Genomic DNA, 24,149 nt, shown 5'->3' with positions numbered 1-24,149 from the left:
ACACCGTCCGCGAGACGGTCGCACCAGCCCGGCCGCGCCCCCACGCGTGCCCGCCGTGCCCCCTTGACGCCGGCCTCGCCCGCGTGCGCCCGCTCTGCCCACTGACGCCGGATCCCCCGCCCGCGTCCGCTCTGCACCCCGGACGCCGGGACCTCCTTCGTGCGCCCGTTGTGCCCTGACGCCGGGAGCACACGTCCCGGCCGGAGCTTCCTCTCCGGTCCCCACGCCCACCAAGACGACCACCCTCTGTCCAGGCACAGCCATGCCTGGATCCATCCGGCCGACCTCCGGCCATTCCGTCATGCCCAAGGAGGCATTCATGTCCGTGTTCCGTGCCCATGCCGGTCTGCTCGTCGCCGCCCTCACCGTGGCGGGAAGCGCCATGACGGGCCCCGCCGCCGCCTCCGCGGCCGAGCGCGCCCCACGCCACGCCGCGCTCCAGCGCGTGCTCGACCGGGCCGCGGGTGAGGGTGGCGTCCCCGGCATCGTCGCCGAGCTCAGGGACGGTCACGCGAAGCCGTGGTTCGGCACGGCGGGGGTGGCCGACCTGAAGAGCCGCCGCGAGCGCCGGCCGGGGGAGCACTTCCGCATCGGCAGCTTCACCAAGGCGTTCACCGGCACGGTGGTCCTGCAGCTGGCGGCGGCGGGGAAGCTGAGCCTGGACGACACCGTGGCCAAGTGGCTGCCCGGCATGGTGGAGGAGCATCTCGGCGGGGACGGCACCAAGATCACCATCAGGCGCCTGCTCAACCACACCAGCGGGCTGCCCGACGCCGTCCCCGGGCAGCCGACCCCGCGCCCGGAGGAGCCCGGCAGGCGCTTCATCTACTCCAAGGTCAACTACACCCTCGCGGGGATGATCGTCGAACGCGCGACCGGCTCCACCCTCGCGGAGGAGATCGACCGCCGCATCGCCCGGCCGCTGCGCCTGACGGGTACGTACCTGCCGGACGCCGACAACACGATGCGCGATCCGCACGCGCGCCACTACTCGAAGTTCGACCAGGCCGGTCGTCCCACGGAGATCCACGACGTGACGGACGCGGACCTGAGCTGGGCGGGCGCCGCCGGGGGCATGGTGTCGACGACCTCTGACCTGCACCGGTTCCTGCGGGCCCTGCTGCGCGGCCGGCTCCTCCCGCCGGCCCTGCAGAAGGAGATGTTCACCACCGTCTCGACGGAGGGCGCGGACTGGGTCCCGAACACCCGGTACGGCCTCGGCGTCTACTCGCAGAACCTGTCGTGCGGGGTCACGCTCTGGGGCGGCGGCGGGTACATCCAGGGCTCGGTGACGTACGCGATGGGCGACCGCAAGGGCGCCCACACGCTGGTGAGCAACATGAACGGCGACTGGAACGACCACCTGAAGACCTTCCACCAGCTCTTCGAGGCCCGCTTCTGCCCGGCCGCCTCCCAGCGCCCCGCCCGTTGACCCGACCCGTTGACCTTTGCCAGCTCATCTGCCGGGCCGGCAGGTGAGCTGGAGCCCGGCCGGGAGCCGTGCACCGTCCCGCCGGGACGCAGCCGCCGGGCGACGGGTCGGGTCCTGCGCCGGGCCGGACGTCGTCAACGGGCGACGGCGGGGCGAGACCGACGACCAGGACGGTGGCACGCCAGGCGGTCAGGCAATGGCACGCCAGGCGGTCAGGCGGTGGCACGCCAGGCGGTCAGGCGGTGGCACGCCAGGCGGTCAGGCGGTGGCACGTCAGGCGGTCGGGCGGTGGCCGTGGCCGCGCCGGCGCCGGGCGCGCCGCCCGTCACGACGGCGCGCCTGCCGGTGATGCGGTCGCTCACGCGCCCTTCCCGGGGTCGTGGCGGAGCGGCAGGACGGCGACGTCGAGCGGCGCGAGGTCGGCGCCGGCCGCGTGGACGGGGTGGTCGTTGTGGTTGAGCAGGAACAGGCGCGAGCCACGGCGCACGGCCTCCACCCCGGCGGGCAGCCCCGCCACGACGGGGGCGACGCCCGCCAGCCGGAGGGTGTCGGCGACGAGGTCGCGCATGGCCTGCTCGTCGGGCCGGGTGCCGAGGTAGGTGGCGGTGCCCGCGCCGTAGGCGTGCCGGGTCACGGCGGGCAGGCCGGCCAGCGGCCCGCCGGTGTAGGCGGCCAGCACCTCGGCCCCTTCGGGCACGATGTGGTCGGCCCACAGGTCGGCGCTGCCGCCGGAGCTGAGCCCGGCCCGCTCGCCGTCGCTGAGCGGCCAGAACTCCTCCACCCGCAGCCCGAGCAGCTCGCGGAAGGCGCCCGGGTAGCCGCCCAGCCGGATCCGGTCGCACTCGTCGGCGATGCCGCTGAAGAACGACATGAGCAGGTGACCGCCGTCCTCGACGTGGCGCCGCAGCCCGTCGGCCGCCGCGTCGGTGCACAGGTAGAGGTTGGGCACGACGACCAGCTTGTACGCAGAAAGGTCGGCCTCGGGCGGCACCACGTCGACGGTGACGTTGGCGTGCCACAGCGGGGCGTAGTGGGCGCGCACCCGGTCGGGGATCCTCAGCTCGCCGGGCCGGGCGTCCAGCTCCAGCGCCCACCAGTTGGCGTAGTCGTGCACGACGGCCACCTCGGCGGGCACCCGGCCGCCGGCCACGTCGGACAGGGTGGCGAGCTCGGCGCCGAGGGCGGCGGCCTCGCGGAAGATCCGGTTGTCGGAGCCGCCGTGGGAGACGACGGCCGAGTGGAACTTCTCCGCCCCGCCGGCCGAGGCCCGCCACTGGAAGTACATGACCGCGTCGGCGCCGCGCGCCACCGCCTGGTGGCTCCACAGCCGGTTGAGGCCGGTGCGCTTGGGACGGTTGGGCGGGCGGTAGCTGATGGCGCTGGTGGCGGTCTCCATCATCATGTAGGGCCGGCCGCCGCCGAGCGAGCGCATCTGGTCGTGGAAGAAGGCGGCGTCGATGTGGGCGGCGGGGTCCTTCGGCTCGGGGTAGATGTCGAGGGCGACGATGTCGAAGTCGGCGGCCCAGGAGGCGTAGTCGGCGACCGGCTCCCACATGCCCATGATGTTGGTGGTGACGGGCACGTCGGGGGTGAGCTCCTGGAGCACGGCGCGTTCGGCGCGGTAGCAGGCGAGCAGCGCGTCGGAGCTGAAGCGGCGCCAGTCGAGCTCCTGGGCGGGGTTGCGCAGGGTGGGCGCGGTGCGCGGCGGCAGCACGTCGGCCCAGTCGGTGACGCGCTGGCTCCAGAACGTGGTGGACCAGGCGGCGTTGAGCGCGTCGAGGTCGCCGTATCGCTCGCGCAGCCAGTCGCGGAAGTCGCCGGCGGAGACGTCGCAGTAGCACTCCTGGACGTGGCAGCCGTACTCGTTGCCGACGTGCCACAGCTTGAGCGCCGGGTGGGCGCCGTAGCGCTTGGCCATCTGGACGGCCAGGCTGACGGCGGCCTCGCGGTAGACGGGCGAGCTGGGGCAGTAGTGCTGGCGCGAGCCGGGCGAAAGGCGCACGCCGTCGCGGTTGACCGGGAGGGTCTCGGGGTGCCGGCGCGATAGCCACGAGGGCGGGGAGGCCGTGCCGGTGGCCAGGGAGACGTCGATGCCGGCCGCGCCGAGCAGGTCCATGACCTCGTCGAGCCAGCCGAAGTCGTGGCGGCCCGGCTCCGGCTCGACGGTGGCCCAGGAGAAGATGCCCAGCGTGACGATGGTGACCCCGGCCTCGCGCATGAGACGGATGTCGTCGCGCCAGACCTCGGGTGACCACTGTTCGGGGTTGTAGTCGGCGCCGAAGCCGAGCCGGTCGCTCAGGAAGTTCATCCTTTAACGCTCCCTGCGGTGTGCCCCGCCCGCCGGGCGACGCCGGGGCGGTTGATGACGAGGAGGAGTGCGGACACCGCCGCGCCCGTGACCGTCGGCTCGAGGAAGGCCGGGTCACGGAACGTCTGGGAGTTCCACAGCGCCAGGCCGAGCGTGACGGGGTAGAGCTGTTGGTCCGACAGCATGACCGGGGGCAGGAAGTCATTGTTCCAGATGCCGATGAAGTGGAATCTGGTACTCGCCCGCCCCGTCGAGCCGGGCCGGCTCCGGCAGCGCGCCGGGGTGGCGGCGTGGTCCTGGCCGCGGGCGAGGCGCACCCCGATCCGGCCGATGCTCGCCGGACGGGCGCCGGCGGTCAGCGCGTGACGTGGTCACCGGGCCCGCGCGCGACACGCGCCAATTGGGCCTCCTGGCGATCCGGGGTCGCGCCTACGCTGGCGGCAGCCCCGTTCATCCCCATGGACGTCCCCGAGGAGCAGCCCATGACCGCGCTCGACCGACGATCCTTCCTCGGCGGCACTCTGGCGACCGGCCTGGCGAGCGGCCTGGCCGTGCAGACGCTGGGCGCGCACGCCGCCTGGGCGGCGGACGGCCGCAGGCCGTCCCGTCCGGGTGAGGCGGGATACGGCGCGCTGCGCCGCGTCGCGTCACGCAACACCGGTGAGGAGCTGCTGGCCCTGCCCGCCGGCTTCTCCTACTCCGTGCTCGGCCGCACCGGCACCCCCATGTCCGACGGGGTGCCGACGCCCATCGCGCACGACGGCATGGCGGCCTTCCCCGGCACCCGCCGCCACACCGTCCGGCTCGTCCGCAACCACGAGGTGCGCACCGGCCCCGGCTCGCCGACCGGCCGCGTGCACGTGCCGGGTTCGGCGCGCTACGACGAGCTGGGCGTCGGCGGCACCACCACGCTGGAGGTCGACTTGCGCAGCGGCGAGGTGGTGCGGCACTTCGTCAGCCTCAACGGCACGATCGTCAACTGCGCGGGCGGCATGATGCTGCACCGGCGCGGCTGGCTGACCTGCGAGGAGACCACGGCAGGGCCCGCCCAGGGCTGGCAGCGCAAGCACGGCTACATCTTCGAGGTGCCGCTGGACGGCCCCGAGCCGGGCAGGCCGGCCGCGTCGATGCCGCTCACCGCGATGGGCCGCTTCTCGCACGAGGCCGTCGCCGTCGATCCGCGCACGGGCTACGTGTACGAGACCGAGGACGACGCGGGCCGGCCCGACGGCTTCTACCGGTTCCGTCCCCGCGACCCGCGTGACCTGTCCGCCGGCGGCGTGCTGGAGATGCTCAAGGTCAGGGGCGTCGACGGCTACGACTGCCGGGAGGGCCAGACGATGGGGGCGCGACTGCCGGTGGAGTGGGTGCGGATCGACGACCCCGACCCCGACCTGGAGGGCGGCGCGCCGACCTGCGCCCAGCAGGGCCTGGCCAAGGGCGCGGCGAAGTTCAACCGTCTGGAGGGCTGCTGGTACGGCGACGGCGGCGTGTTCTTCAACTCCACCAGCGGCGGCGACGCCAAGAACGGCGACGCGCCCGGCGCGGACGGCTACCGGGAGGGCTACGGGCAGGTCTGGCGCTACGTCCCCGGCCGCCGCGACGGAGGCACCCTGGTGCTGGTGTACGAGTCGCCGGGGCGCAAGGAGCTCGACTCGCCGGACAACCTCACGTTCACGCCGCGCGGCGGCATCGTCCTGTGCGAGGACGATGCGGGCTCGGCCGACGCCGACCCCCATCCGCTGGCGCCGGGCCTGGTCAACGTCAACCGCCTGATCGGGCTCGACCCTCGCCGGGGCGAGCCGTTCGAGTTCGCGGTGAACGTCGCCGACGACAGCGAGTTCGCCGGGGCCTGTTTCAGCCCGGACGGCTCCACCCTGTTCGTCAACCAGCTCGGCGCGACGGCGTCGCTCGACCCGCCCGGCCGGACGTACGCGATCCGCGGGCCCTGGCGGCGGGGGCCGCTGTGAGCCGCGCCGTCGCAAAGATTTACCTTCGTGAAACCCCAGGTGGAGGGCCGAGAAGCAACGCTTAAACCAGACAAATCGCCCAAAACGGTCAACAGGGCATCAATTTTCCGGCAGGCTGTGCGCATGCATGACCGGAAAGCTCCCCTGCTGCTCTGCGCCGGCGCCCTGGCGCTGCTCACGGGCTTCGCAGCGCCCGCGCATGCCCGGACCGCGGCGCCACAGCCCGCCTCCGCGGCCACCCTCGCGGCCACCTCCGCGGCCATCGCGTCCTCCACCGCGTCCTCCACCGCCTCCTCCGCCGCGCCCGCGACCGCCCTGCCCGTGGCCGGGTCACGGGCCGCCGCCGAGCCGCCCACCGTGTACGGCAAGGCCGCCATCCTGGTCGACGCCGAGACCGGCGCCGTCCGGTTCGGCGAGGCCGAGAACCGGCGCATGCCGATCGCCAGCCTCACCAAGACCATGACCGCCTACCTGGTGCTCAAGTCCGCCCGGCCGGGCGACCTGGTGGAGGTCAGGCCCGAGGACGCGCGCTACGCCCGGGAGGGCGGCGGCACCACCGCCTACCTGCGCCCCGGCGACCGGCTCCCGGTCAAGGACATGCTGTACGCGCTCATGCTGCCCTCGGGCGCCGACGCCGCCCACGCGCTCGCCCGCACCTACGGCCCCGGAGTGGCCGGGTTCGTGGCCAGGATGAACGCCACGGCCAAGCAACTCGGCATGAACGACACCTTCTACGTCAACGCCGACGGCCTGCCCATGCCGGGCAGCGACGGCTACTCGACCGCCAGGGACCAGGCGGTGCTCGGCGTTCAGGCGCTGCGCGACCCGCTGCTGCGCCAGGTGACCAGCACCCGCCGGTACACGACCGCCAGGACGGGCACGCACCGCTCCTACACCTGGTCGAACACCAACAGGCTGCTCGGCAGCCCGGGCGCGGTCGGCCTGAAGACCGGGTTCACCCGCGCCGCCGGGTTCAGCCTGGCCTTCGCGGGCGAGCGTGACGGCAGGCTGCTGGTGGGCGTGCTGCTCGGCGAGTCGGTCTCCAGCCGCCGCTTCGACACCGCCCGCGCGCTCCTGGACTGGGGCGGGCGCGTCGGGGTCTGATCCCGCCCGGGGAGAGCCGCCGGCCGATCATGGGTAGCATGCGGGCCAGGAACGGAGCCTGACATGCGAGTGATCATTTTCGGCGCCACCGGCATGGTCGGGCAGGGCGTGCTGCGCGAGTGCCTGCTCGACGACCGCGTCGAGCGGGTGCTCACGGTCGGCCGGTCGCCCACCGGCCGACCGCATCCCAAGCTGCGCGAGCTCGCCCACGCCGACCTGCTCGACCTGGCGCCCCTGGAGGGCGAGCTCGCCGGCCACGACGCCTGCTTCTTCTGCCTCGGCGTCTCCTCGGCCGGGATGGCCGAGCGCGACTACCGGCGGATCACCTACGACGTCACGCTGGCGGCGGGCACCACGCTGGCCCGGCTGAACCCCGGCTCCACGTTCGTGTACGTCTCGGGGGCGGGCACCGACGCGCACGGCCGGGCGATGTGGGCCAGGGTCAAGGGCGCCACGGAGAACGCGCTGCTGGCGCTGCCGCTGGAGGCGTACATGTTCCGGCCCGGCTACATCCAGCCGCTGCACGGCATCACGTCGCGGACCAGGTGGTACCGGCTGGCGTACGTGGTGACGGCGCCGTTCTCCCCGGTGCTGAGGCGGCTGTTCCCGGCGGCGGTGACCACGACCGAGCAGATCGGGCGGGCCATGATCGCGCTCGCGGAGCACGGGGCGCCGGAGCGGGTGCTCGGCCCGGCCGCCATCAACGCCGCCGCCGCGGGGGCGCCTGGCGACCGCTGACGCCCCGTACCGCGCTCCGGGCGACCGCTGACGCCCCGTACCGCGCTCCGGGCGACCGCTCACGCCCCGCGTTCGGCACGGGAAGGGCGCCGGGCCACCGGCCGCGACCGCTTTGTGGAATAAAGGAGGGGCGATCAACGCTGGAGTGGATGTTCAACTTTCAATAGTCAAGGATGGTGACCAAAGATGCAGTTCGGAATCTTCAGCGTCGGGGATGTGACTACCGACCCCACGACGGGCCGGACCCCCAGCGAGCGCGAGCGCATCAAGGCCATGGTGACGATCGCGCTCAAGGCCGAGGAGGTCGGGCTCGACGTGTTCGCGACCGGCGAGCACCACAACCCGCCGTTCGTCCCCTCCTCCCCCACCACCATGCTCGGCTACATCGCCGCCCGGACCGAGCGGCTCATCCTGTCCACGGCCACCACGCTGATCACGACCAACGACCCGGTCAAGATCGCCGAGGACTACGCCATGCTGCAGCACCTGGCCGACGGCCGGGTGGACCTCATCCTGGGCCGGGGGAACACCGGGCCGGTCTACCCGTGGTTCGGGCAGGACATCCGGCAGGGCATCCCGCTGGCCATCGAGAACTACGCGCTGCTGCACAAGCTGTGGCGCGAGGACGTCGTCGACTGGGAGGGCCGCTTCCGCACGCCGCTGCAGGGCTTCACCGCCACGCCGCGCCCGCTGGACGGGGTGCCGCCGTTCGTCTGGCACGGCTCCATCCGCAGCCCGGAGATCGCGGAGCAGGCCGCCTACTACGGTGACGGGTTCTTCGCCAACAACATCTTCTGGCCCAAGGAGCACTTCATCCGCCTCATCACCCTCTACCGGCAGCGGTACGCGCACTACGGGCACGGCACTCCCGAGCAGGCCATCGTGGGCCTCGGCGGCCAGGTGTTCATGCGCAAGAACTCCCAGGACGCCGTCCGCGAGTTCCGCCCGTACTTCGACAACGCCCCCGTGTACGGCCACGGTCCCTCGCTGGAGGACTTCATGGCCGAGACGCCGCTCACGGTCGGCAGCCCGCAGCAGGTGATCGACCGGACGCTCACCTTTCGCGAGCACTTCGGCGACTACCAGCGCCAGCTGTTCCTCATGGACCACGCCGGGCTGCCGCTGAAGACGGTGCTGGAGCAGCTCGACATCCTGGGGGAGGAGGTCGTGCCCGTGCTGCGCCGCGAGTTCGCCAAGAACCGTCCCGCCGGCGTGCCGGACGCCCCCACGCACGCGGCCCGCACGTCGGAGCCTTCCGCGGCGTGACCGCGAACCTGGGACCACACCCCGAGACCGACAGTCCGAGACCGAAGAGGAGATCGTCCATGAAGCTCGTCGCCGTGTCGGCGGGGCTCAGCCAGCCGTCCTCCACCCGCCTGCTCGCCGACCGCCTCGTCCAGGCCACCCGCGCCCGCCTGGAGGAGCCGGCCGCCGGCGCACCCGTCGAGGCGCGGGTGATCGAGCTGCGCGACCTCGCCGGCGACATCGCCAACGCCCTGGTGACCGGGTTCCCCAACACGAGGCTGCGTGAGGCGGTCGACGCGGTCACCGGCGCCGACGGCCTCGTCGCCGTCACCCCGGTGTTCACCGCCTCCTACAGCGGCCTGTTCAAGTCGTTCGTGGACGTCCTCGACCCGGACGCGCTGGCCGGCGTGCCCGTGCTGGTGGCGGCGACCGGCGGCACGGCCCGGCATTCGCTGGTGCTGGAGCACGCCATGCGCCCGCTGTTCGCCTACCTGCGGGCCGTGGTGGTGCCGACGGCCGTGTACGCGGCGTCGGAGGACTGGGGCGGCGGCGGCGACGCGTTCACCGAGGGGCTCGCCGAGCGGGTGGGGCGGGCGGGCGCCGAGCTGGCCGGTCTCATGACGGGTCAGGCCGCCACGCGCCGCCGGCCCGCCGGGCCCGGCGATGATGTGGAGGCGGTCGTCCCGTTCGAGGAGCAGCTGGCCGCGCTGCGGCCGTGAGCGGGTTTCGCCGGATTCGCCCCCCGGCACCCGTCGAGGAGAGTACCGTTCGTTAGGAAAGTTTCCTAACGAACGGAGCCTCCATGTCGCCGACGGCCCTCACGTCCCTCGCCCTCGTGCTGTCCTTAACGGGACAGGCGCCCGTGGATCTCACCGACCCGCACAAGAAGGACATCGCCATGCGACTGGTGTCCAGCGCCGAGAACTCCTCGCTCGACTGGAAGGCGCAGTACGGCTACATCGAGGACATCAAGGACGGCCGCGGGTACACGGCGGGCATCATCGGGTTCTGCTCCGGCACGGGCGACATGCTCGCCCTCGTCGAGCTCTACACCGCGCGCCGGCCCGGCAACGTGCTGGCCAAGTACCTCCCCGCGCTGCGCCGCGTCAACGGCACGGCCTCCCACAAGGGCCTGGACCCGCATTTCACCCGGGACTGGAAGCAGGCCGCCAAGGACCCCGCCTTCCAGCGGGCGCAGAACGACGAGCGCGACCGCGTCTACTTCGACCCCGCGGTCGAGCAGGCCAAGAAGGACGGGCTGCGGGCGCTCGGCCAGTTCGCCTACTACGACGCCCTGGTCATGCACGGCCCGGGCGGCGACCGGCTCAGCTTCGGCGGCATCCGCAAGTCGGCCCTGGCCAGGGCGAAGACCCCGGCGCAGGGCGGGAACGAGACCACGTACCTCAACGCCTTCCTCGACGCCCGCAAGGCGGCCATGAAGGCCGAGGAGGCGCACGAGGACACCAGCCGCGTGGACACCGCGCAGCGGGTCTTCCTCAGGAAGGGCAACCTCGACCTCGACCCGCCGCTGACCTGGAAGGTGTACGGCGACAGCTACACCATCAAGCGGTAGCCGGCCGCCCCGGCCGGGCGCGCGCCGCCCGGGCGCACCGATGCAACGTCATGACTGCGCATCCCTTACGGCAAGTCTCCTCGTCGCGGCCGCGTCCGCGAGGGCGCCGGCGCTAGGAAAGGCGCCATGAGACCAAGCGCGTCGACGCACTCGTGGCTGCGAGCCGACCCCTGGCGGGCCCTGCTGGCGCTCGTGGCCGTCTGCTACGGAACCGTCCAGCTGGTCGCGGCCGGCCCCGGCATGGGGCTGGGGTGGGACGAGGTGGTCTACGTCAGCCAGGTCGATCCCCGGGTGCCCGCGGTCGAGTTCATCGCGCCTCGCGCCCGCGGGATCACGCTGATCGTCGCGCCGGTGGTGCTGGTGACGTCCTCGACGGAGGCGCTGCGCGTCTACCTGTGCCTGCTGTCGGCCCTGGCGCTCTACGCGTCGTTCGCGACCTGGCTGCGGCTGCGCCCGGGAGCCGTGGCGCCCGTGGCCGCGCTGCTGTTCGCCTCGCTGTGGCTGGCGTTGTTCTACGGCAGCGAGGCGATGCCCAACATGTGGGTGGCGTTCGGGGCGGTGGGCGCCGTCGGGTTCTTCCTGCGCTGCCTGCGGCCGGACGCCGGGCGCGGCTGCGTGATCGGGCTGGCGCTGTGCGTGGCCGCGGTCGCCCTGGTGCGGCCGCCCGACAGCCTCTGGCTCGTCCTCCCGCTGGGGCTGGCGCTCGTCCGGCCGGGCGGGCGACGGCCCCGGGTGGCGGTCGCGCTGGTCGCCGGTCTCGCCGCCGGATGGGCGGACTGGGTCGTCGAGGCGTACGTGCGGTTCGGCGGGCCGCTCGCGCGCTGGCAGGCCGCCGGCGCAGCCAACGAGACCGGGCTGCACTTCTCGCTGTACGAGCACGCGCGGGCGCTGAACGGCCCGCTGCTGTGCCGGCCTCCCGCGCACTGCGGCCCCGCCATGCCGTCCTGGGTGCTGTGGTGGAGCGCGATCCCGGTGCTCGTCCTGCTCGGGCTGTACGCGGCCCGGCACCGTGGCCGCCTCGCCGAAGCCCTCATGCCGGCCGTGGCGGGCGTGTCGTCGGCCGTGCCGTACGTCTTCCTGGTCGGGTACGCGGCCCCCCGCTTCCTGCTCCCCACGTACGCGCTGCTGGCGTTCCCGATCGCGCACGGCGCGCTCGCGCTGCTGGAGGGCGCGAGGGGGACGGCGCGGCGCCGGGCCGGCGCCTGCCTGGCCGCCGCGGGCTTCCTCGCGCACCTCACCCTGCAGGGCGTCACGCTGGACAAGGTCGTCGCGCCCCGGCTGGCCAAGCGGGAGGCCCACGTGCGGGTCGCCCGGGAACTGCGGGACCTACGCGTCCACCCTCCCTGCCTGGTGTACGGCGAGCACGCGGTGATGATCGCCTACCGGATGGGCTGCGACGGGCACACCGTGCTGAACTGGGCGGGGCTGAACGACGTGCCCGCCGCGGTGCGCGCCGCCGAGGCCGCGGGGAAGCAGGTGGTCGCCGTGGACAGCGGCCGCGCGGTTCCGGCGCCGTTCCTGCTGGCCTGGGAGCGGCGGCCGCTGCAGGGCGTCCGTCCTGGACGATGGTCCGCCTACCTGCCGCGCTGACGGCACGGCCCGCCGCCGTCGCCCGGCCCCACGGTCGTCACGCCCTGCCTGACCGGTCGCCGCTCGGGCAGGTCGCGCTCGATCGGCACGACTGCGTCGGCTGTGACCTTCCCCATCGCTCAGCTGCCCGGCTCTGTCCGGGTGGGGGTCTTCGCCGTTGAGGTGGGTCGGTACCGTACGTCGACGATCACGGCGGGGTCGCTCCGGCCGACGGTCGTCCCGGGCACTCACCTCCGATCTCCAGATCACCCGCGATGTGGTCGTCGCGGCCTACCACCAGCTCACCGCCGAGGGCTACCTGACCTCCCGGCAGGGCTGGGGCACCGTCGTCAACGCGATCTCCACACCCGAGGGGCCGAAGCTCCGCCACCCGCCGCCCGTCGTCCGGTACGACTTCCGGCCCGGAGCCCCGGACGTCGGCCTGTTCCCCCACGCCGCCTGGGCGCGCGCGACCCGCACGACCGGTCAGCGCAGCGCGGTTTCCAGGGCGAAGCCATGCAGGAGGCCTCGCCTGGCTTCGTGCGCGCTGACCCTCTTGGCATGACGTGCCCCGAGGAAATGTCGCCGGTCGGTCCTTCGGTCGATCACGCCGCTGCGGACTTGCCGGACGACAGAGCGAATGCTGACTGGTATATCCTGTGTCGGCCAACATAGAACGAGGAGGTTCTCCATGCGTTGGGTGACTTACGCGACGGGTACGGGAGACCGCGTCGGCGTCATCGGCGACGACCGGATCCACCCGGTCGCCCCAGGCGTCGCTCTGATCGAGCTCGTCGGCCGGGGCGCGGCGGAGTTGCGGGCGGCCGGGGAGGCGGCCCTGGCGTCGGAGGCGGAGGCCGTCCCGCTGGCCGGGGCCAGGCTGCGCGCGCCGATCCCCCGTCCGCCCTCGGTCCGCGACTGCCTGTGCTTCCTGGACCACATGCGCAACTGCCGGCAGGCGACCGGCTCCCCCCGCACGCTCGACGACGCCTGGTACCAGATCCCGGCCTACTACTTCGCCTGCCCCTCGACGATCGCCGGTCCGGACGACGAGGTGACGATCTCGCCCGGCAGCGCCTGGTTCGACTTCGAGCTGGAGATCGCCGCGGTCATCGGGCCGGGCGGCCGGGACCTCACCCCGGAGCAGGCCGAGGAGCACATCATCGGCTACACCATCTACAACGACTGGTCGGCCCGCGACCTGCAGCTGCGCGAGGCGCCGCTGGCGATCGGCCAGGCCAAGGGCAAGGACGGCGCGACCACGCTCGGCCCGTTCCTGGTCACCCCGGACGAGCTGGCCCCCTACCGCCGCGACGGCAGGCTCGCCCTGCGGGTCGAGGCGAAGGTCAACGGCAGGTCCATCGGCTCGGGCCGTACCGACGCCATGGACTGGAGCTTCGGCGAGGTCATCTCCTACGCCTCGCGCGGCGTGGACCTGATGCCCGGCGACGTCTTCGGCTCCGGCACGGTCCCCGGCTGCTGCCTCGTCGAGCACCTGTCCCTCGGCGACCCGGCCGCCTTCCCCGGCTGGCTGCGGGACGGCGACGTCGTCGAGCTGACGGTCGAGGGGCTCGGCCGTACCCGGCAGACCGTCCGCGCGTCCGCCGCGCCGCACCCGCTGCCGCCCCGGCCCGACCCGGACCGGCGGCCTCCGCGGCCGCGGGTCAACCGCGCCCCGGCGAAGCTGCCCTACACGCGCGGGCTGCACGAGGTCGGCGCGGGCGTGTGGGCCTGGCTGCTGCCCGACGGCGGGTACGGCTGGAGCAACGCGGGCCTGGTCGCCGGCGAGGGGGCCTCCCTCCTGGTCGACACCCTGTTCGACCTGCCGCTGACCGCCGAGATGCTCGACGCCATGCGCCCGGTCACGGACCGGCACCCGCTCACCCACGCCGTCATCACGCACGCCAACGGCGACCACACCCACGGCAACCAGCTGCTGGGCGAGCACGTCCGGATCGTCGCCGCGGAGGCCACCTGCTCCGAGATGCGGCACGAGATGCCTCCGGAGATGCTGACCGCCACCCAGGTCGTGGACCTCGGCCCCATGACCCCCTACTTCCGCGAACGCTTCGGCGCCTTCGACTTCAGCGGCATCCGCCTGCGGCTGCCCGACCTGACCTTCGAGGGGGAGCTGACCTTGGAGGTCGGCGGCCGCGAGGTGCGGGTGATGGATCTCGGCCCCGCCCACACCGGCGCCGACTCGGTCGTGCACGTGCCGGACGCGGGCGTGCTCTTCGCGGGGGACCTGCTGTTCGTCGGCTGCACCCCGATCGTGTGGAGCGGCCCGATCGGCAACTGGATCGCCGCCTGCGACCGGATGATCGACACCGGCGCGCACACGATCGTCCCCGGCCACGGCCCGGTCACCGACCCGGACGGGATCCGCGCGGTGCGCGGCTATCTCGCCCACGTGGTCGAGCAGGCGGACGCCGCCCACGCCCGCGGCCTGTCCTTCGCCGAGGCGGTGGAGGCGGTGGACCTGGACGAGTACGCCACCTGGCTGGACTCCGAGCGGATCGTGGTCAACCTGCACCGCCGCTACCGCGAGCTCGACCCCGCCGCCACGCCCGACCTGGACCAGATGACGCTGCTGGCCATGATGGCCGGAAGGGCCCTCTCGTGAGCCCGGAGGAGACGAACATGGGCACGATCCGCACCGGAGCCAGGCCCGCGTCCCTGACGATGTGGGGCGGCTGGGGGTGCGTGGCGATCGGCGTCGGGCACAGCGCTCTCGTCGCCGCGATGACCTGGCGGCACTGGGCGGGCTGGATGGCCGGGGAGCTCCACTGGGGTCTGGGGTCTCCGGAGCTGCCGCACTCCAAGCTGGCCTTCTGGGCCATGCCCGGCAGCTTCGCGGTCCCGCTGATCCTCCTCGGGCTGATGGCCGTGGGACGTGCCCGCGAGGGCCGCGCGCTTCCCGCCTATGTCGGGTGGGTCCTGCTGGCGTGGGCGGTCTTCGGCGCCTACGTGCTCTTCCCGACCTTCGGCTTCTTCCTCGTCCTCGTCCCGGTGGCCCTCTTCCTCCTCGACGGGTGCCGGGCCGCCGCCGTTCCCCGATGACGGGCGAGGCGACCATGGACCCCGCCGTTGCGCCCGGCGCCCCGCCCTCCTATGATTGAGTAAACGTTTATTCAATGGATGGGGCGATGGCGAGGACCCGGAAGGAACAGGCCGAGTGGCGGCGTGAGCGGCTTCTCGACGCGGCGTTGCGGACTTTCGCCGGCAAGGGCGTGGACGGCGCCTCGGTCAAGGACATCGCCGAGGCGGCGGGGGTGACGCCCGGGCTGCTGTACCGCTACTTCGAGAGCAAGGAGGCCCTGGTCGAGACGCTGCTGGCCGAGCGGGGCTTCCTGCCGCGCCTGCGCGAGCTGCTGGCGGCCGACCACCAGGAGCGGCCCGCCACCGAGGTGCTGACCGAGCTGCTGGGCGCGTTCGACCGGCTGCTCGCCGACAACGCCGACCTCGTGGCCGTGTTCTTCGGCGCCACGCAGGCCCGCGCGGCGCTGGCGGAGCTGGTGGGCGAGGGCCGGCGGCTCATCGCCGGCTTCCTGGCCGCGCGGGTCGCGGCCGGCGAGCTGCGCCCGCACGACACGGCGACGGCGGCGACGACCCTGTTCGCCGCCGTGGCCATCGGCCGGAGGACCGGGTCCCCCGTCGACGTGGCGGGCCTCGTCGACCTGCTCTTCCCCCACGGAAGGTGAGACACCATGCGCACCGAGACCACCCGATGCGTCGTCGTCGGCGGCGGCCCTGCGGGGATGATGGCCGGCCTGCTGCTGGCCCGTCAGGGCGTCGACGTGATCGTGCTGGAGAAGCACGCCGACTTCCTCAGGGACTTCAGGGGTGACACCGTCCACCCCTCCACGCTGGAGCTGATCGCCGAGCTGGGCTGGATCGAGGAGTTCCTGCGGCTGCCGCACACCACGATGCCCTCCGTCACCGTGAACCTCGGCGGCCGGGCCGTCACCTTCGCCGACTTCACCCGGTTGAAGGTCCGGTGCCCCTACATCGCCTTCATGCCGCAGTGGGACGTGCTCGACTTCCTGGCCGGCAAGGCCGCCGCGTATCCCTGCTTCCGGCTGCTGCGCAGCACCGAGGCGACCGAGCTCGTCACCGAGGACGGCCGGGCCGTCGGGGTGCGGGCGGCCACCGCCGACGGGCCGGTCGAGGTGCGGGCCGACCTGGTGATCGCCGCGGACGGCCGCCACTCCACGATCCGGGCGCGGGCCGGGCTGAGGCCCGTCGCCGGCTCGCCCCCCATGGACGTGCTGTGGTTCCGGCTCCCCCGCCACGACGGCGACCGCGTGCCCTTCTTCCAGGGCGGCAAGGGGGCGCTGATCTCCATCGACAGGGGCGAGTTCTGGCAGCTCGCCTACGCGATCCCGGCCGCGGCGTTCGCCGAGGTCAAGGAGGCGGGCCTGCCCGCCTTCAGGGAACGGGTCGCGGAGCTGGCGCCCGCCCTGCGCGACCGCCTCGGCGAGATCATCGGCTGGGAGCAGGTGCACCAGCTGACGGTGCGGGTCGACCGGCTGCCGCGGTGGCATCGGCCGGGGTTGCTGTGCATCGGAGACGCCGCCCACGCCATGTCGCCCGCGGGCGGCGTCGGCATCAACCTGGCGGTCCAGGACGCGGTGGCCACCGCCAACCTGCTCGGCCCCGCCCTCCTGCGCCCCGGCGTGCCCGGCGAGGGCGACCTCGCCGCGGTCCAGTCGCGCAGGCAGCTCGCCGCCAAGGTGACCCAGGCCTTCCAGGTCGGCATCCTGCGCGACCTGTATCCCAAGGACCTGTCCGACGACACGACCGAACACGTACCGCCGATCTTCACCGCGTTCAGGGCCCTGCCGCCGCTGCGTCACGCCATGGGTCGTTTCATCGGCCTCGGCGTGCGACCGGAGCACATCGCGGGCTGACCGGCGCAGGCGGGGCAGCGTGGCGCGGTCAGCCGCCCTCGGTCGCCCCGCGCAGGCGGCCGGCGTGCCGGGCCTGGTTGTCCAGCGCGCGGCGCAGGAACGTCTCGATGACGTCGAGCTCGGTGTCGGTGAACCGGAGAAGCTCGGCCTGCGCGTCGGCGGCGATCGGCCCCCAGATCTCCCGCACGGCTCTCCGGCCGCGTTCGGACAGGCGCACCAGCACGCGGCGCCGGTCCGCCGTGTCGCGGACCCGTTCGCCGAGGCCGGTCCGCTCCAGCCGGTCGATGGCGGTGGTGGCGGCGCCTCCGGTGAGACCGGCGGCGGCCGCCAGCTCGCTCGCCGTGAGCGGGCCGCGCGCGGTGAGCCGGCTCAGGCATCTCAGGTCGGTGCGGTTGACACCGAGGCGCCGGGCGGCCAGCTCGTCGATGAGGTCGGTGGCGTCCTGCAGCTCCTGGACGGCCCGGGTCACCGCCTGGATCCTGGATTGCTTTGACAATCTAACCCTTAGAAAATTGAATCAATGGCGTCGTGCGAAGTGTAACTCCCACGGAGGCCTCCATGCCACGCTCTTCCCTCGCCCTACGGCCGGCGACGGTCGCCGACGTCACAGCCCTGCTCGCCCTGATGGACTCCGTCCAGGCGTGGCTCGTCGCCCGAGGCCGGCCGGAGCAATGGGGCACGGTCCCGTTCTCCCGCATCCCCGGCTTCCCCGGCCGGGTCGCCGGCTGGGCGCGGGAGGGTGTCATCACCCTGGCCGAACGGGACGGCCGCTGCGTCGGGATGCTGGCCGCGGCACCCGGTGTCCCGCCGCGGATCCCCGCCGGGACCGTGCCCGGCGGATCGATGTTCATCCACACCGTGCTGACCGACCGCGGCGCCGACGGCCGCGGCGTCGGCACGGCCCTGCTGGCGGAGGCCGAACGGCTCGCCGTGGCCCACGGCGCTCCCGCGCTGGCCCTCGACCACTGGGCGGGAAGCCCCGAGCTGGGCCGCCTCTACGACGAGCGCGGCTACGTCAAGGTCACCGAGTACACCGGCGAACAGGCGGGCGAACCGGTCCGCAACGCCGTGCGCGTCCGCCCCCTGCGCGCCTCCGGCTGATCGGCTCGGGGGTGCCGCCGGTGCTCACGCACGGAGCCGGGGGCGCGGGTGCCGCGCCCCCGGCGGGTGTGTGCCGTCCCTAGCGGAGGAAGGCGGCCGCCACGCCGGCGTCCACGGGGATGTGCAGGCCGGTCGTGTGCGACAGCTCGCCGCACGTCAGGGCGAACACCGCGGCCGCCACGTGTTCCGGCAGCACCTCCCGCTTGAGCAGGGTGCGCTGCGCGTAGAACTCGCCGAGCCGCTCCTCCTCGACCCCGTACACGGCCGCGCGGTTGGCTCCCCAGCCGGAGGCGAAGATGCCGGAGCCGCGCACCACGCCGTCGGGGTTGATGCCGTTGACGCGGACGCCGTGGCCGCCCAGCTCCGCCGCGAGCAGGCGCACCTGGTGGGCCTGGTCGGCCTTGGCGGCGCCGTAGGCGACGTTGTTGGGCCCGGCGAAGACGGCGTTCTTGGAGGAGATGTAGACGATGTCGCCGCCCATCGCCTGGTCGATGAGCACGCGGGCCACCTCGCGGGAGACGAGGAAGGAGCCGCGGGCCATCACGTCGTGCTGCAGGTCCCAGTCGGCGAGGGTGGTCTCCAGCAGGGACCGCGACAGCGACAGGCCGGCGTTGTTGACCACCAGGTCGATGCCGCCGAAGGCGAGGACGGCCTGCCGTACGGCCTCGGCGACCTGCTCCTCGGAGGTGACGTCCACCTCGGCGGCGATCGCGACGTCCTCCGCGCGCAGCGCCTTGGCGCCGAGCTCGGCCGCGACCTTGCCGGCGGCGGCGACGTCGCGGTCGGCGACGACCACGCACGCGCCCTCGGCGGCCAGCCTGCGCGCGGTGGCCGCGCCGATGCCGGAGCCGCCGCCGGTGATCAGGGCGACGCGCCCGGCCAGCGGCTTGGGCGCGGGCAGACGCCGCAGCTTGGCCTCCTCCAGCTCCCAGTACTCGATGCGGAACTTCTCCGACTCCGCGATCGGCCGGTAGCTGGACAGCGCCTCGGCGCCGCGCATCACGTTGATGGCGTTGACGTAGAACTCGCCGGCCACCCGCGCGGTCTGCTTGTCCTTGCCGAAGCTGAACATGCCGACGCCGGGCACCAGGACGATCGCCGGGTCCGCGCCGCGCATCGGCGGCGAGCCGGCCGTGGCGTGCCGGTCGTAGTAGGCGGCGTACTCCTCGCGGTAGGCGAGGTGCAGCTCCCGCAGCCGGGCCACGGCCTCCTCCAGCGGCGCGTCCGGGGTCAGGTCCAGCACGAGCGGGGCGACCTTGGTGCGCAGGAAGTGGTCCGGGCAGGACGTGCCGAGCGCGGCCAGGCGCGGGTGCTCGGCGCGGGCGAGGAAGTCGAGGACCTCCGGCGAGTCGGTGTAGTGGCCGACCTGGCGGGCGTCGGTGCTCGCCAGGCCGCGGATCACCGGGAACAGCTCGGCGGCGCGGCGCCGGCGGGCCTGCTCGGGCAGCGGCTCGTGGATCACGGGACCGAACGGGTCGGGCCGGCCGTGCTCGGCGATGTACCGCTCCGCGGTGCGGATGATCTCCAGGGAGTTGGCCTGGCACTCCTCGCTCGTCGCGCCCCAGGCGGTGATGCCGTGGCCGCCCAGGATGCAGCCGATGGCCTGCGGGTTGGCCGCCTTGATGGCGGAGATGTCGAGCCCGAGCTGGAAGCCGGGGCGCCGCCAGGGCACCCACACGACCCGGTCGCCGAAGATCCGCTCCGTCAGCGCGGGACCGTCGGCGGCGGTGGCGATGGCGATGCCGGAGTCGGGGTGGAGATGGTCGACGTGGGCGGCGTCGACGAGGCCGTGCATGGCGGTGTCGATGGACGGCGCGGCGCCGCCCTTGCCGTGCAGGCAGTAGTCGAACGCGGCGACCATCTCGTCCTCGCGCTCCTCGCCCGGGTAGACGCCGGTCAGGGCGCGCAGCCGGTCGAGGCGGAGCACGGCGAGGCCGCCCGCGGTGAGGGTGCCGAGGTCGCCGCCGGAGCCCTTCACCCACATCAGCTCGACGTCGTCACCCGTCACCGGGTCGGTCGCCGCGGCCTTGGCGGAGGTGTTGCCTCCCGCGTAGTTGGTGTTGCGCGGGTCGGCCCCCAGCGCGTGCGATCGTTCCAGCAGCTCCTGTACGGCCTGCGGTTGTGCGGCGTGCATCAGGCTCCCCATCCTGCCTGCGTGCCACCGACCCGCTCGGTGGCGATCGTGTCGAAGTATCCGGACCTTGCGTAGGCGGCCATCGGGTCCGGGTCGAGCCCCATCTCCTCGCGCAGCTCGGCGAGCAGGGGGCGGACGTCGGTGTTGTAGGCGTCCATGAACACGGCGTTCGCGCCGAGCACGTCACCCTCGCGCTGGGCGGCGGCCAGCGCGTCGCGGTCCACGAGCAGCGCCTTGGCGGTGGCCTCCTGGACGTTCATCACCGACCGGATCTGGCCCGGGATCTTGGGCTCGATGTTGTGGCACTGGTCGAGCATGAACGCCGTCTCCTCGGTGTACCCGCCGCCCCGGATCACCTCGTACATGATCCGGAAGAGCTGGAACGGGTCGGCCGCGCCCACCATGAGGTCGTCGTCGGCGTAGAAGCGCGAGTTGAAGTCGAACCCGCCGAGCTTCCCCTCGCGCAGCAGGAACGCCACGATGAACTCGATGTTCGTGCCGGGCGCGTGGTGCCCGGTGTCGACCACGACCTGCGCCTTGGGGCCCAGCTTGACGCAGTGGGCGTAGGCGGTGCCCCAGTCGGGCAGGTCGGTGGTGTAGAAGGCCGGCTCGAACAGCTTGTACTCCAGCAGGAAGCGCTGGTCGTCGCCGAGCCGCTCGTAGACGGCGGCCAGCGCCTCGGCCAGCCGGTCCTGCCGGGCGCGGATGTCGTCCTGGCCGGGGTAGTTGGTGCCGTCGGAGAACCACAGCTTGAGCGTGTCGGACCCGGTCCGGTCCATGATGTCCACGCATTCGAGCAGGTGGGCCAGCGCCTTCTTGCGGACCGCCGGGTCGGGGTGGGTCACGCTGCCGAGCATGTAGTCGTCGTCCTGGAAGACGTTGGAGTTGATGGCGCCGATGCGCACGCCCAGCTCGGCGGCGTGCCTGGCCAGGTCGGCGTAGTCGTCGACCTTGTCCCACGGGATGTGCAGCGCCACGGTGGGGGCGACGCCCGTGAACCGGTGCACCTGCGCGGCGTCGGCCAGCTTCTCGTACGGGTCGCGCGGCACGCCCTTCTGCGCGAACACCTTGAACCTGGTGCCTGAGTTGCCGTAGGCCCAGGACGGCGTCTCGATCCGCTGCCGCCGCAGCTCCTGCTTGATCACGTTCTTCCCCGATTCAGTCAATGTGGAACACTTCCTCCAGCGTGGGGAAGCCCTCGTCGGGCCGTCCCGCCTCGAAGAACGGCGCCATCTCGGCCTGCCACCTGTCGTTGACGTCCGTCTCGGCCATCCGCCGCTGCGCGGCCCCGAAGTCGTCGGTCTCCAGGTAGCCGACGAGCAGCCCGTCCTCGCGCAGGAACAGCGAGTAGTTGCCCCAGCCCGCCTCCCGGAGAGCGTCGATCATGTCGGGCCACACGGCCCGGTGGCGTTCGCGGTATTCGTCGAGGCGCTCGCTGCGCACTTTCAGCAGGAAGCACACGCGTTGCATGGCGACTGTCCCTCGCTTCGGTCACGGGAGGATCTTCGGCCGGGTGGGTCTCGCGCCGCCGCCGCCGGGAGGGTGAGCACCCTCATCCGTCCTCCGTGCGACAAACGTTTTAACAGGATGTTTCCGGAATCTAGGCGCTACGGCCAGCAGGCGTCAATGGGGCGACCGGGCGTATGGCGCGATTGTGATTGATACGTTTTAATCGTAGGATGCGATTCACCGCTGTGGACATGGGCGCTTCGAGCGGGCGGGTGATGACCGCCGACATCACGGACGAGAAGGTCGAGCTGACCGAGGCGCACCGCTTCGCCAACCGGCCGGTCCGCGTGGCGGGCACCCTGCACTGGGACGTGCTCGGCCTGTACCGGGAGATCCTCGACGGGCTGCGCCGCGCGGGGCCGGCCGAGTCGATCGGCATCGACTCCTGGGCCGTGGACTACGGGCTGCTCGACGGTGACGGCAGGCTCGTCGGCAACCCGGTGCACTACCGCGACGGCCGCACGGCGGGCCTCACCGAACGGGTGGACCCCTACGAGGTGACCGGGCTGCAGTTCCTGCCGTTCAACACGGTCAACCAGCTCCTGTGCGACAGCCGCGACGGGCTGCTCGACCGGGCCGCGACCCTGCTGATGATCCCCGACCTGCTCGCGTACTGGCTGACCGGCGACATCGGGGCCGAACGGACCAACGCCTCCACGACCGGCCTGTACGACGTGACGCGCCGCGACTGGGCGTGGGACCTCGTCGACCGGCTCGACCTGCCCCGCCGCGTCCTGCCGCCCGTCACCGAGGGGCCGGCGGGGCCGCTGCGCCCGGACGTGGCCGAGGAGACCGGTTACACCGCAGCGGTGGCCCGGGTCGCCTCGCACGACACCGCCTCGGCCGTGGTGGCCGTGCCCGCCTCCACGCCCGCCTTCGCCTACATCTCCTGCGGCACCTGGTCGCTGGTCGGCGTGGAGCTGCCGGCTCCGGTGCTCACCGAGGAGAGCCGCGTGGCGAACTTCACCAACGAGGCCGGCGTCGACGGCACCACCCGCTACCTGCGCAACGTCATGGGCCTGTGGATCCTGCAGGAGTGCCTGCGCGTCTGGGGCTCCCCCGACCTGGGGCCCCTGCTGGCCGAGGCCGGGCGGGCCCGGATCGACACGGTCATCGACCCGGACGACCCGTCGTTCCTGCCGCCCGGCGACATGCCCGCCCGGATCGCCGCCTACTGCGCCCGCACCGGGCAGCCCGCACCGCGCGACCGGGCGCAGGCCGTACGATGCATCCTGCAGAGCCTCGCTCTCGCCTACCAGCGGGCCGTCGCCGACGCCACCCGGCTGAGCGGGCGGCGGGTCGAGGTCGTGCACCTGGTCGGTGGCGGGTCACGCAACGAGCTGCTGTGCCGGCTGACGGCCGACGCGACAGGGCTGCCGGTGGTCGCCGGGCCCGTCGAGGCGACCGCGCTCGGCAACGCGCTCGTGCAGGCACGGGCGCGCGGCCTGGTCGGCGACCTGGCGCAGATGCGGGATCTGGTACGGCGGAGCGCTGACGTGCGCACCTACGAACCACGGGAACGGCGATGGGGACAGTGAGCATCAAGGACGTCGCGGCCAGGGCCGGGGTGTCCCCCGGCACCGTGTCCAACGTGCTCAACCGCCCCGAGAAGGTGGCCGGCGACACCCGCGCCCGCGTCGAGGCGGCGATCAGGGACCTCGGGTTCGTCCGGCACGGCTCGGCCTCCACGCTGCGGGCCGGGCACAGCCGCACCATCGGACTGTCGGTGATCGACATCGGCAACCCGTTCTTCACCGACGTGGCGGCCGGCGTGGAGGACGTGGCCAGCGAGCGCGGCTACGCCGTCATCCTCGGCAACTCCTCCGGCAGCAGGATGAAGGAGGAGCGCAACCTGCTCGTCTTCGCCGAGCAGCGGGTGCGCGGCGTGCTCATCACCCCGTCCGACGAGGACGGCGCCCGGCTCGACCGGCTGCGCGAGCGCGGCATCAGCGTGGTGCTGGTGGACCATCCGGCCGAGCGGTCGGGCCAGTGCGCCGTGGCGGTCAACGACGTGACCGGCGGCGCGATGGCGGTCTCCCACCTGCTGGGCGGCGGGGCCGACCGCCTCGGCTACGTCGGCGGCCCGGCCGCGATCCGGCAGTGCCAGGACCGGCGGCGCGGCGCCGAGCAGGCACTCGCCGCCGCCGGCCGCGACCCCGGCGACCTCCTCGAACTCGCGATGCCGGCGATGACGGCGAGGGCGGGCCAGCAGGCCGCCGAGAAGCTGCTCGCCGACCGTTCGCTGCCCGACGCGCTGTTCTGCGCCAACGACCTGCTCGCGCTGGGCGTGCTGCGAGGGCTGCTGCAGGCGGGGGTGAGGGTGCCCGACGACGTCTCGCTGATCGGGTACGACGACATCGACTTCGCCTCGGCCTCCACGGTGTCGCTGTCGTCGGTGCGGCAGCCCACGTACAAGCTGGGACGGGTGGCCACCGAACTGCTGCTGGACGAGTGCGACAATCCTGACACGCACGCGCACCAGCAGATCATGTTCCAACCGGATCTCGTCGTCCGGGAGTCCACGCGGTAGGTTGGTGGCCCGCAACCGGATGACGG

Annotated in this window: 24 protein-coding genes; 16 read left to right on the top strand and 8 right to left on the bottom strand. The window is 73.1% G+C overall.

The genetic code is table 11. The annotated features are described in order from the left end of the window. The first annotated feature begins 319 nt into the window (after positions 1 to 319). The gene (locus CXR44_RS10855; RefSeq protein WP_101785087.1) at positions 320 to 1,432 is read left to right on the top strand and encodes a serine hydrolase domain-containing protein; all 1,113 of its coding nucleotides are present in this window, start codon (positions 320 to 322) and stop codon (positions 1,430 to 1,432) included. 212 nt (positions 1,433 to 1,644) lie between these two features. Here CXR44_RS10855 and CXR44_RS39345 read toward each other — a convergent pair whose 3' ends face one another. Genes CXR44_RS39345 through CXR44_RS10845 form a run of 3 tightly spaced genes read right to left on the bottom strand, consistent with a single transcriptional unit; the run spans position 1,645 to position 4,057 of the window. Next, positions 1,645 to 1,794, bottom strand: coding sequence for a hypothetical protein (locus tag CXR44_RS39345; protein ID WP_180903304.1), 150 nt, complete (start codon positions 1,792 to 1,794; stop codon positions 1,645 to 1,647). Further along, positions 1,791 to 3,740, bottom strand: coding sequence for a beta-galactosidase (locus tag CXR44_RS10850; protein ID WP_101785085.1), 1,950 nt, complete (start codon positions 3,738 to 3,740; stop codon positions 1,791 to 1,793). Before CXR44_RS10850 ends, CXR44_RS39345 begins: the two co-directional genes overlap by 4 nt. Further along, positions 3,737 to 4,057: an ABC transporter permease family protein gene (locus CXR44_RS10845; protein WP_101785083.1), complete on the bottom strand. Its 321-nt coding sequence runs from the start codon at positions 4,055 to 4,057 to the stop codon at positions 3,737 to 3,739. Before CXR44_RS10845 ends, CXR44_RS10850 begins: the two co-directional genes overlap by 4 nt. A 165-nt stretch (positions 4,058 to 4,222) precedes the next feature. Here CXR44_RS10845 and CXR44_RS10840 point away from each other — a divergent pair, with 165 nt between their 5' ends. The 7 genes from CXR44_RS10840 to CXR44_RS10810 all read left to right on the top strand — a co-directional run bounded on the left by CXR44_RS10840 (position 4,223) and on the right by CXR44_RS10810 (position 11,960). Further along, positions 4,223 to 5,710 (top strand): PhoX family protein, encoded by a 1,488-nt coding sequence (locus CXR44_RS10840; RefSeq protein ID WP_219601732.1) that lies wholly within the window; start codon positions 4,223 to 4,225, stop codon positions 5,708 to 5,710. A gap of 123 nt (positions 5,711 to 5,833) precedes the next feature. Then, the gene (locus CXR44_RS10835; protein WP_101785079.1) at positions 5,834 to 6,814 is read left to right on the top strand and encodes a D-alanyl-D-alanine carboxypeptidase family protein; all 981 of its coding nucleotides are present in this window, start codon (positions 5,834 to 5,836) and stop codon (positions 6,812 to 6,814) included. Positions 6,815 to 6,877: 63 nt separating this feature from the next. Then, positions 6,878 to 7,552 (top strand): NAD-dependent epimerase/dehydratase family protein, encoded by a 675-nt coding sequence (locus CXR44_RS10830; RefSeq protein WP_101785078.1) that lies wholly within the window; start codon positions 6,878 to 6,880, stop codon positions 7,550 to 7,552. 186 nt (positions 7,553 to 7,738) lie between these two features. Then, positions 7,739 to 8,818 carry an LLM class flavin-dependent oxidoreductase gene (locus tag CXR44_RS10825; RefSeq protein WP_101785076.1) on the top strand — a complete coding sequence of 360 codons (1,080 nt, stop codon included), beginning with the start codon at positions 7,739 to 7,741 and terminating at the stop codon, positions 8,816 to 8,818. 59 nt (positions 8,819 to 8,877) lie between these two features. Then, on the top strand, positions 8,878 to 9,516 hold the full coding sequence (locus tag CXR44_RS10820) for an FMN reductase (RefSeq protein ID WP_101785074.1): 639 nt from the start codon (positions 8,878 to 8,880) through the stop codon (positions 9,514 to 9,516). 83 nt (positions 9,517 to 9,599) lie between these two features. Continuing rightward, complete coding sequence (locus CXR44_RS10815) at positions 9,600 to 10,370, top strand: chitosanase (protein ID WP_101785072.1); 771 nt, start codon at positions 9,600 to 9,602, stop codon at positions 10,368 to 10,370. Between the two features lie 126 nt (positions 10,371 to 10,496). Then, positions 10,497 to 11,960 carry a hypothetical protein gene (locus CXR44_RS10810; protein ID WP_101785070.1) on the top strand — a complete coding sequence of 488 codons (1,464 nt, stop codon included), beginning with the start codon at positions 10,497 to 10,499 and terminating at the stop codon, positions 11,958 to 11,960. Here CXR44_RS10810 and CXR44_RS41655 read toward each other — a convergent pair. After that, positions 11,945 to 12,076, bottom strand: a complete 132-nt coding sequence (locus CXR44_RS41655) for a hypothetical protein (RefSeq protein WP_281260261.1) — start codon at positions 12,074 to 12,076, stop codon at positions 11,945 to 11,947. The genes CXR44_RS10810 and CXR44_RS41655 overlap by 16 nt on opposite strands. Before the next feature lie 140 nt (positions 12,077 to 12,216). Between CXR44_RS41655 and CXR44_RS10805 the strand changes: the two genes are divergently transcribed. The 5 genes from CXR44_RS10805 (at position 12,217) to CXR44_RS10785 (ending at position 16,849) form a co-directional block, all read left to right on the top strand. Beyond that, positions 12,217 to 12,504 (top strand): hypothetical protein, encoded by a 288-nt coding sequence (locus CXR44_RS10805; protein WP_101785068.1) that lies wholly within the window; start codon positions 12,217 to 12,219, stop codon positions 12,502 to 12,504. A 126-nt stretch (positions 12,505 to 12,630) separates the two neighbouring features. After that, positions 12,631 to 14,562 (top strand): fumarylacetoacetate hydrolase family protein, encoded by a 1,932-nt coding sequence (locus CXR44_RS10800; RefSeq protein ID WP_101785066.1) that lies wholly within the window; start codon positions 12,631 to 12,633, stop codon positions 14,560 to 14,562. 17 nt (positions 14,563 to 14,579) lie between these two features. Continuing rightward, the gene (locus CXR44_RS10795) at positions 14,580 to 14,999 is read left to right on the top strand and encodes a DUF6463 family protein (RefSeq protein WP_101785064.1); all 420 of its coding nucleotides are present in this window, start codon (positions 14,580 to 14,582) and stop codon (positions 14,997 to 14,999) included. Positions 15,000 to 15,085: 86 nt separating this feature from the next. Next, positions 15,086 to 15,640: a TetR/AcrR family transcriptional regulator gene (locus CXR44_RS10790; RefSeq protein WP_180903303.1), complete on the top strand. Its 555-nt coding sequence runs from the start codon at positions 15,086 to 15,088 to the stop codon at positions 15,638 to 15,640. Positions 15,641 to 15,646: 6 nt separating this feature from the next. Beyond that, positions 15,647 to 16,849 (top strand): FAD-dependent oxidoreductase, encoded by a 1,203-nt coding sequence (locus CXR44_RS10785; protein WP_101785060.1) that lies wholly within the window; start codon positions 15,647 to 15,649, stop codon positions 16,847 to 16,849. A 28-nt stretch (positions 16,850 to 16,877) separates the two neighbouring features. On the opposite strand, the gene CXR44_RS10780 is transcribed toward CXR44_RS10785, so the two are convergent. Continuing rightward, positions 16,878 to 17,318, bottom strand: a complete 441-nt coding sequence (locus CXR44_RS10780; RefSeq protein WP_180903301.1) for a MarR family winged helix-turn-helix transcriptional regulator — start codon at positions 17,316 to 17,318, stop codon at positions 16,878 to 16,880. Between the two features lie 89 nt (positions 17,319 to 17,407). Between CXR44_RS10780 and CXR44_RS10775 the strand changes: the two genes are divergently transcribed. Continuing rightward, entirely contained in the window at positions 17,408 to 17,950 is a 543-nt protein-coding gene (locus tag CXR44_RS10775; protein WP_101785056.1) for a GNAT family N-acetyltransferase, read from the top strand. 79 nt (positions 17,951 to 18,029) lie between these two features. On the opposite strand, the gene CXR44_RS10770 is transcribed toward CXR44_RS10775, so the two are convergent. Genes CXR44_RS10770 through CXR44_RS10760 form a run of 3 tightly spaced genes read right to left on the bottom strand, consistent with a single transcriptional unit; the run spans position 18,030 to position 21,554 of the window. After that, entirely contained in the window at positions 18,030 to 20,084 is a 2,055-nt protein-coding gene (locus CXR44_RS10770; RefSeq protein WP_245899054.1) for a bifunctional aldolase/short-chain dehydrogenase, read from the bottom strand. After that, positions 20,084 to 21,250 (bottom strand): L-rhamnose isomerase, encoded by a 1,167-nt coding sequence (gene rhaI, locus CXR44_RS10765; protein WP_219601731.1) that lies wholly within the window; start codon positions 21,248 to 21,250, stop codon positions 20,084 to 20,086. The genes CXR44_RS10770 and rhaI overlap by 1 nt, the downstream gene beginning before the upstream one ends. Further along, entirely contained in the window at positions 21,243 to 21,554 is a 312-nt protein-coding gene (locus CXR44_RS10760) for an L-rhamnose mutarotase (RefSeq protein ID WP_101785050.1), read from the bottom strand. Before CXR44_RS10760 ends, rhaI begins: the two co-directional genes overlap by 8 nt. 209 nt (positions 21,555 to 21,763) lie before the next feature. On the opposite strand from CXR44_RS10760, the gene CXR44_RS10755 reads away from it, so the two are divergent. Both CXR44_RS10755 and CXR44_RS10750 read left to right on the top strand, forming a co-directional pair. Further along, positions 21,764 to 23,131, top strand: coding sequence for a rhamnulokinase (locus tag CXR44_RS10755; protein ID WP_101785049.1), 1,368 nt, complete (start codon positions 21,764 to 21,766; stop codon positions 23,129 to 23,131). After that, positions 23,119 to 24,123: a LacI family DNA-binding transcriptional regulator gene (locus CXR44_RS10750; RefSeq protein WP_101785047.1), complete on the top strand. Its 1,005-nt coding sequence runs from the start codon at positions 23,119 to 23,121 to the stop codon at positions 24,121 to 24,123. The genes CXR44_RS10755 and CXR44_RS10750 overlap by 13 nt, the downstream gene beginning before the upstream one ends. Positions 24,124 to 24,149: the final 26 nt, after the last annotated feature.

Source organism: Nonomuraea indica, from assembly GCF_002850745.1.
Classification (GTDB): domain Bacteria; phylum Actinomycetota; class Actinomycetes; order Streptosporangiales; family Streptosporangiaceae; genus Nonomuraea; species Nonomuraea indica.
Note: the sequence above shows the minus strand (reverse complement) of the source record. Positions and strands in the feature narration are given on the sequence as shown.

Bases quoted from the DNA above. Each gene is read 5' to 3' on its own strand.
- CXR44_RS10830 (WP_101785078.1), top strand. From the start codon at position 6,878: ATGCGAGTGATCATTTTCGGCGCCACCGGCATGGTCGGGCAGGGCGTG.
- CXR44_RS10820 (WP_101785074.1), top strand. From the start codon at position 8,878: ATGAAGCTCGTCGCCGTGTCGGCGGGGCTCAGCCAGCCGTCCTCCACC.
- CXR44_RS10790 (WP_180903303.1), top strand. From the start codon at position 15,086: ATGGCGAGGACCCGGAAGGAACAGGCCGAGTGGCGGCGTGAGCGGCTT.
- CXR44_RS10855 (WP_101785087.1), top strand. From the start codon at position 320: ATGTCCGTGTTCCGTGCCCATGCCGGTCTGCTCGTCGCCGCCCTCACC.
- CXR44_RS10755 (WP_101785049.1), top strand. From the start codon at position 21,764: ATGCGATTCACCGCTGTGGACATGGGCGCTTCGAGCGGGCGGGTGATG.
- CXR44_RS10840 (WP_219601732.1), top strand. From the start codon at position 4,223: ATGACCGCGCTCGACCGACGATCCTTCCTCGGCGGCACTCTGGCGACC.
- CXR44_RS10810 (WP_101785070.1), top strand. From the start codon at position 10,497: ATGAGACCAAGCGCGTCGACGCACTCGTGGCTGCGAGCCGACCCCTGG.
- CXR44_RS10800 (WP_101785066.1), top strand. From the start codon at position 12,631: ATGCGTTGGGTGACTTACGCGACGGGTACGGGAGACCGCGTCGGCGTC.
- CXR44_RS41655 (WP_281260261.1), bottom strand. From the start codon at position 12,076: ATGGGGAAGGTCACAGCCGACGCAGTCGTGCCGATCGAGCGCGACCTG.
- CXR44_RS10815 (WP_101785072.1), top strand. From the start codon at position 9,600: ATGTCGCCGACGGCCCTCACGTCCCTCGCCCTCGTGCTGTCCTTAACG.
- CXR44_RS10775 (WP_101785056.1), top strand. From the start codon at position 17,408: ATGCCACGCTCTTCCCTCGCCCTACGGCCGGCGACGGTCGCCGACGTC.
- CXR44_RS10825 (WP_101785076.1), top strand. From the start codon at position 7,739: ATGCAGTTCGGAATCTTCAGCGTCGGGGATGTGACTACCGACCCCACG.
- CXR44_RS10835 (WP_101785079.1), top strand. From the start codon at position 5,834: ATGCATGACCGGAAAGCTCCCCTGCTGCTCTGCGCCGGCGCCCTGGCG.
- CXR44_RS10770 (WP_245899054.1), bottom strand. From the start codon at position 20,084: ATGCACGCCGCACAACCGCAGGCCGTACAGGAGCTGCTGGAACGATCG.
- CXR44_RS10850 (WP_101785085.1), bottom strand. From the start codon at position 3,740: ATGAACTTCCTGAGCGACCGGCTCGGCTTCGGCGCCGACTACAACCCC.
- CXR44_RS10795 (WP_101785064.1), top strand. From the start codon at position 14,580: ATGGGCACGATCCGCACCGGAGCCAGGCCCGCGTCCCTGACGATGTGG.
- CXR44_RS10760 (WP_101785050.1), bottom strand. From the start codon at position 21,554: ATGCAACGCGTGTGCTTCCTGCTGAAAGTGCGCAGCGAGCGCCTCGAC.
- CXR44_RS10750 (WP_101785047.1), top strand. From the start codon at position 23,119: ATGGGGACAGTGAGCATCAAGGACGTCGCGGCCAGGGCCGGGGTGTCC.
- CXR44_RS10785 (WP_101785060.1), top strand. From the start codon at position 15,647: ATGCGCACCGAGACCACCCGATGCGTCGTCGTCGGCGGCGGCCCTGCG.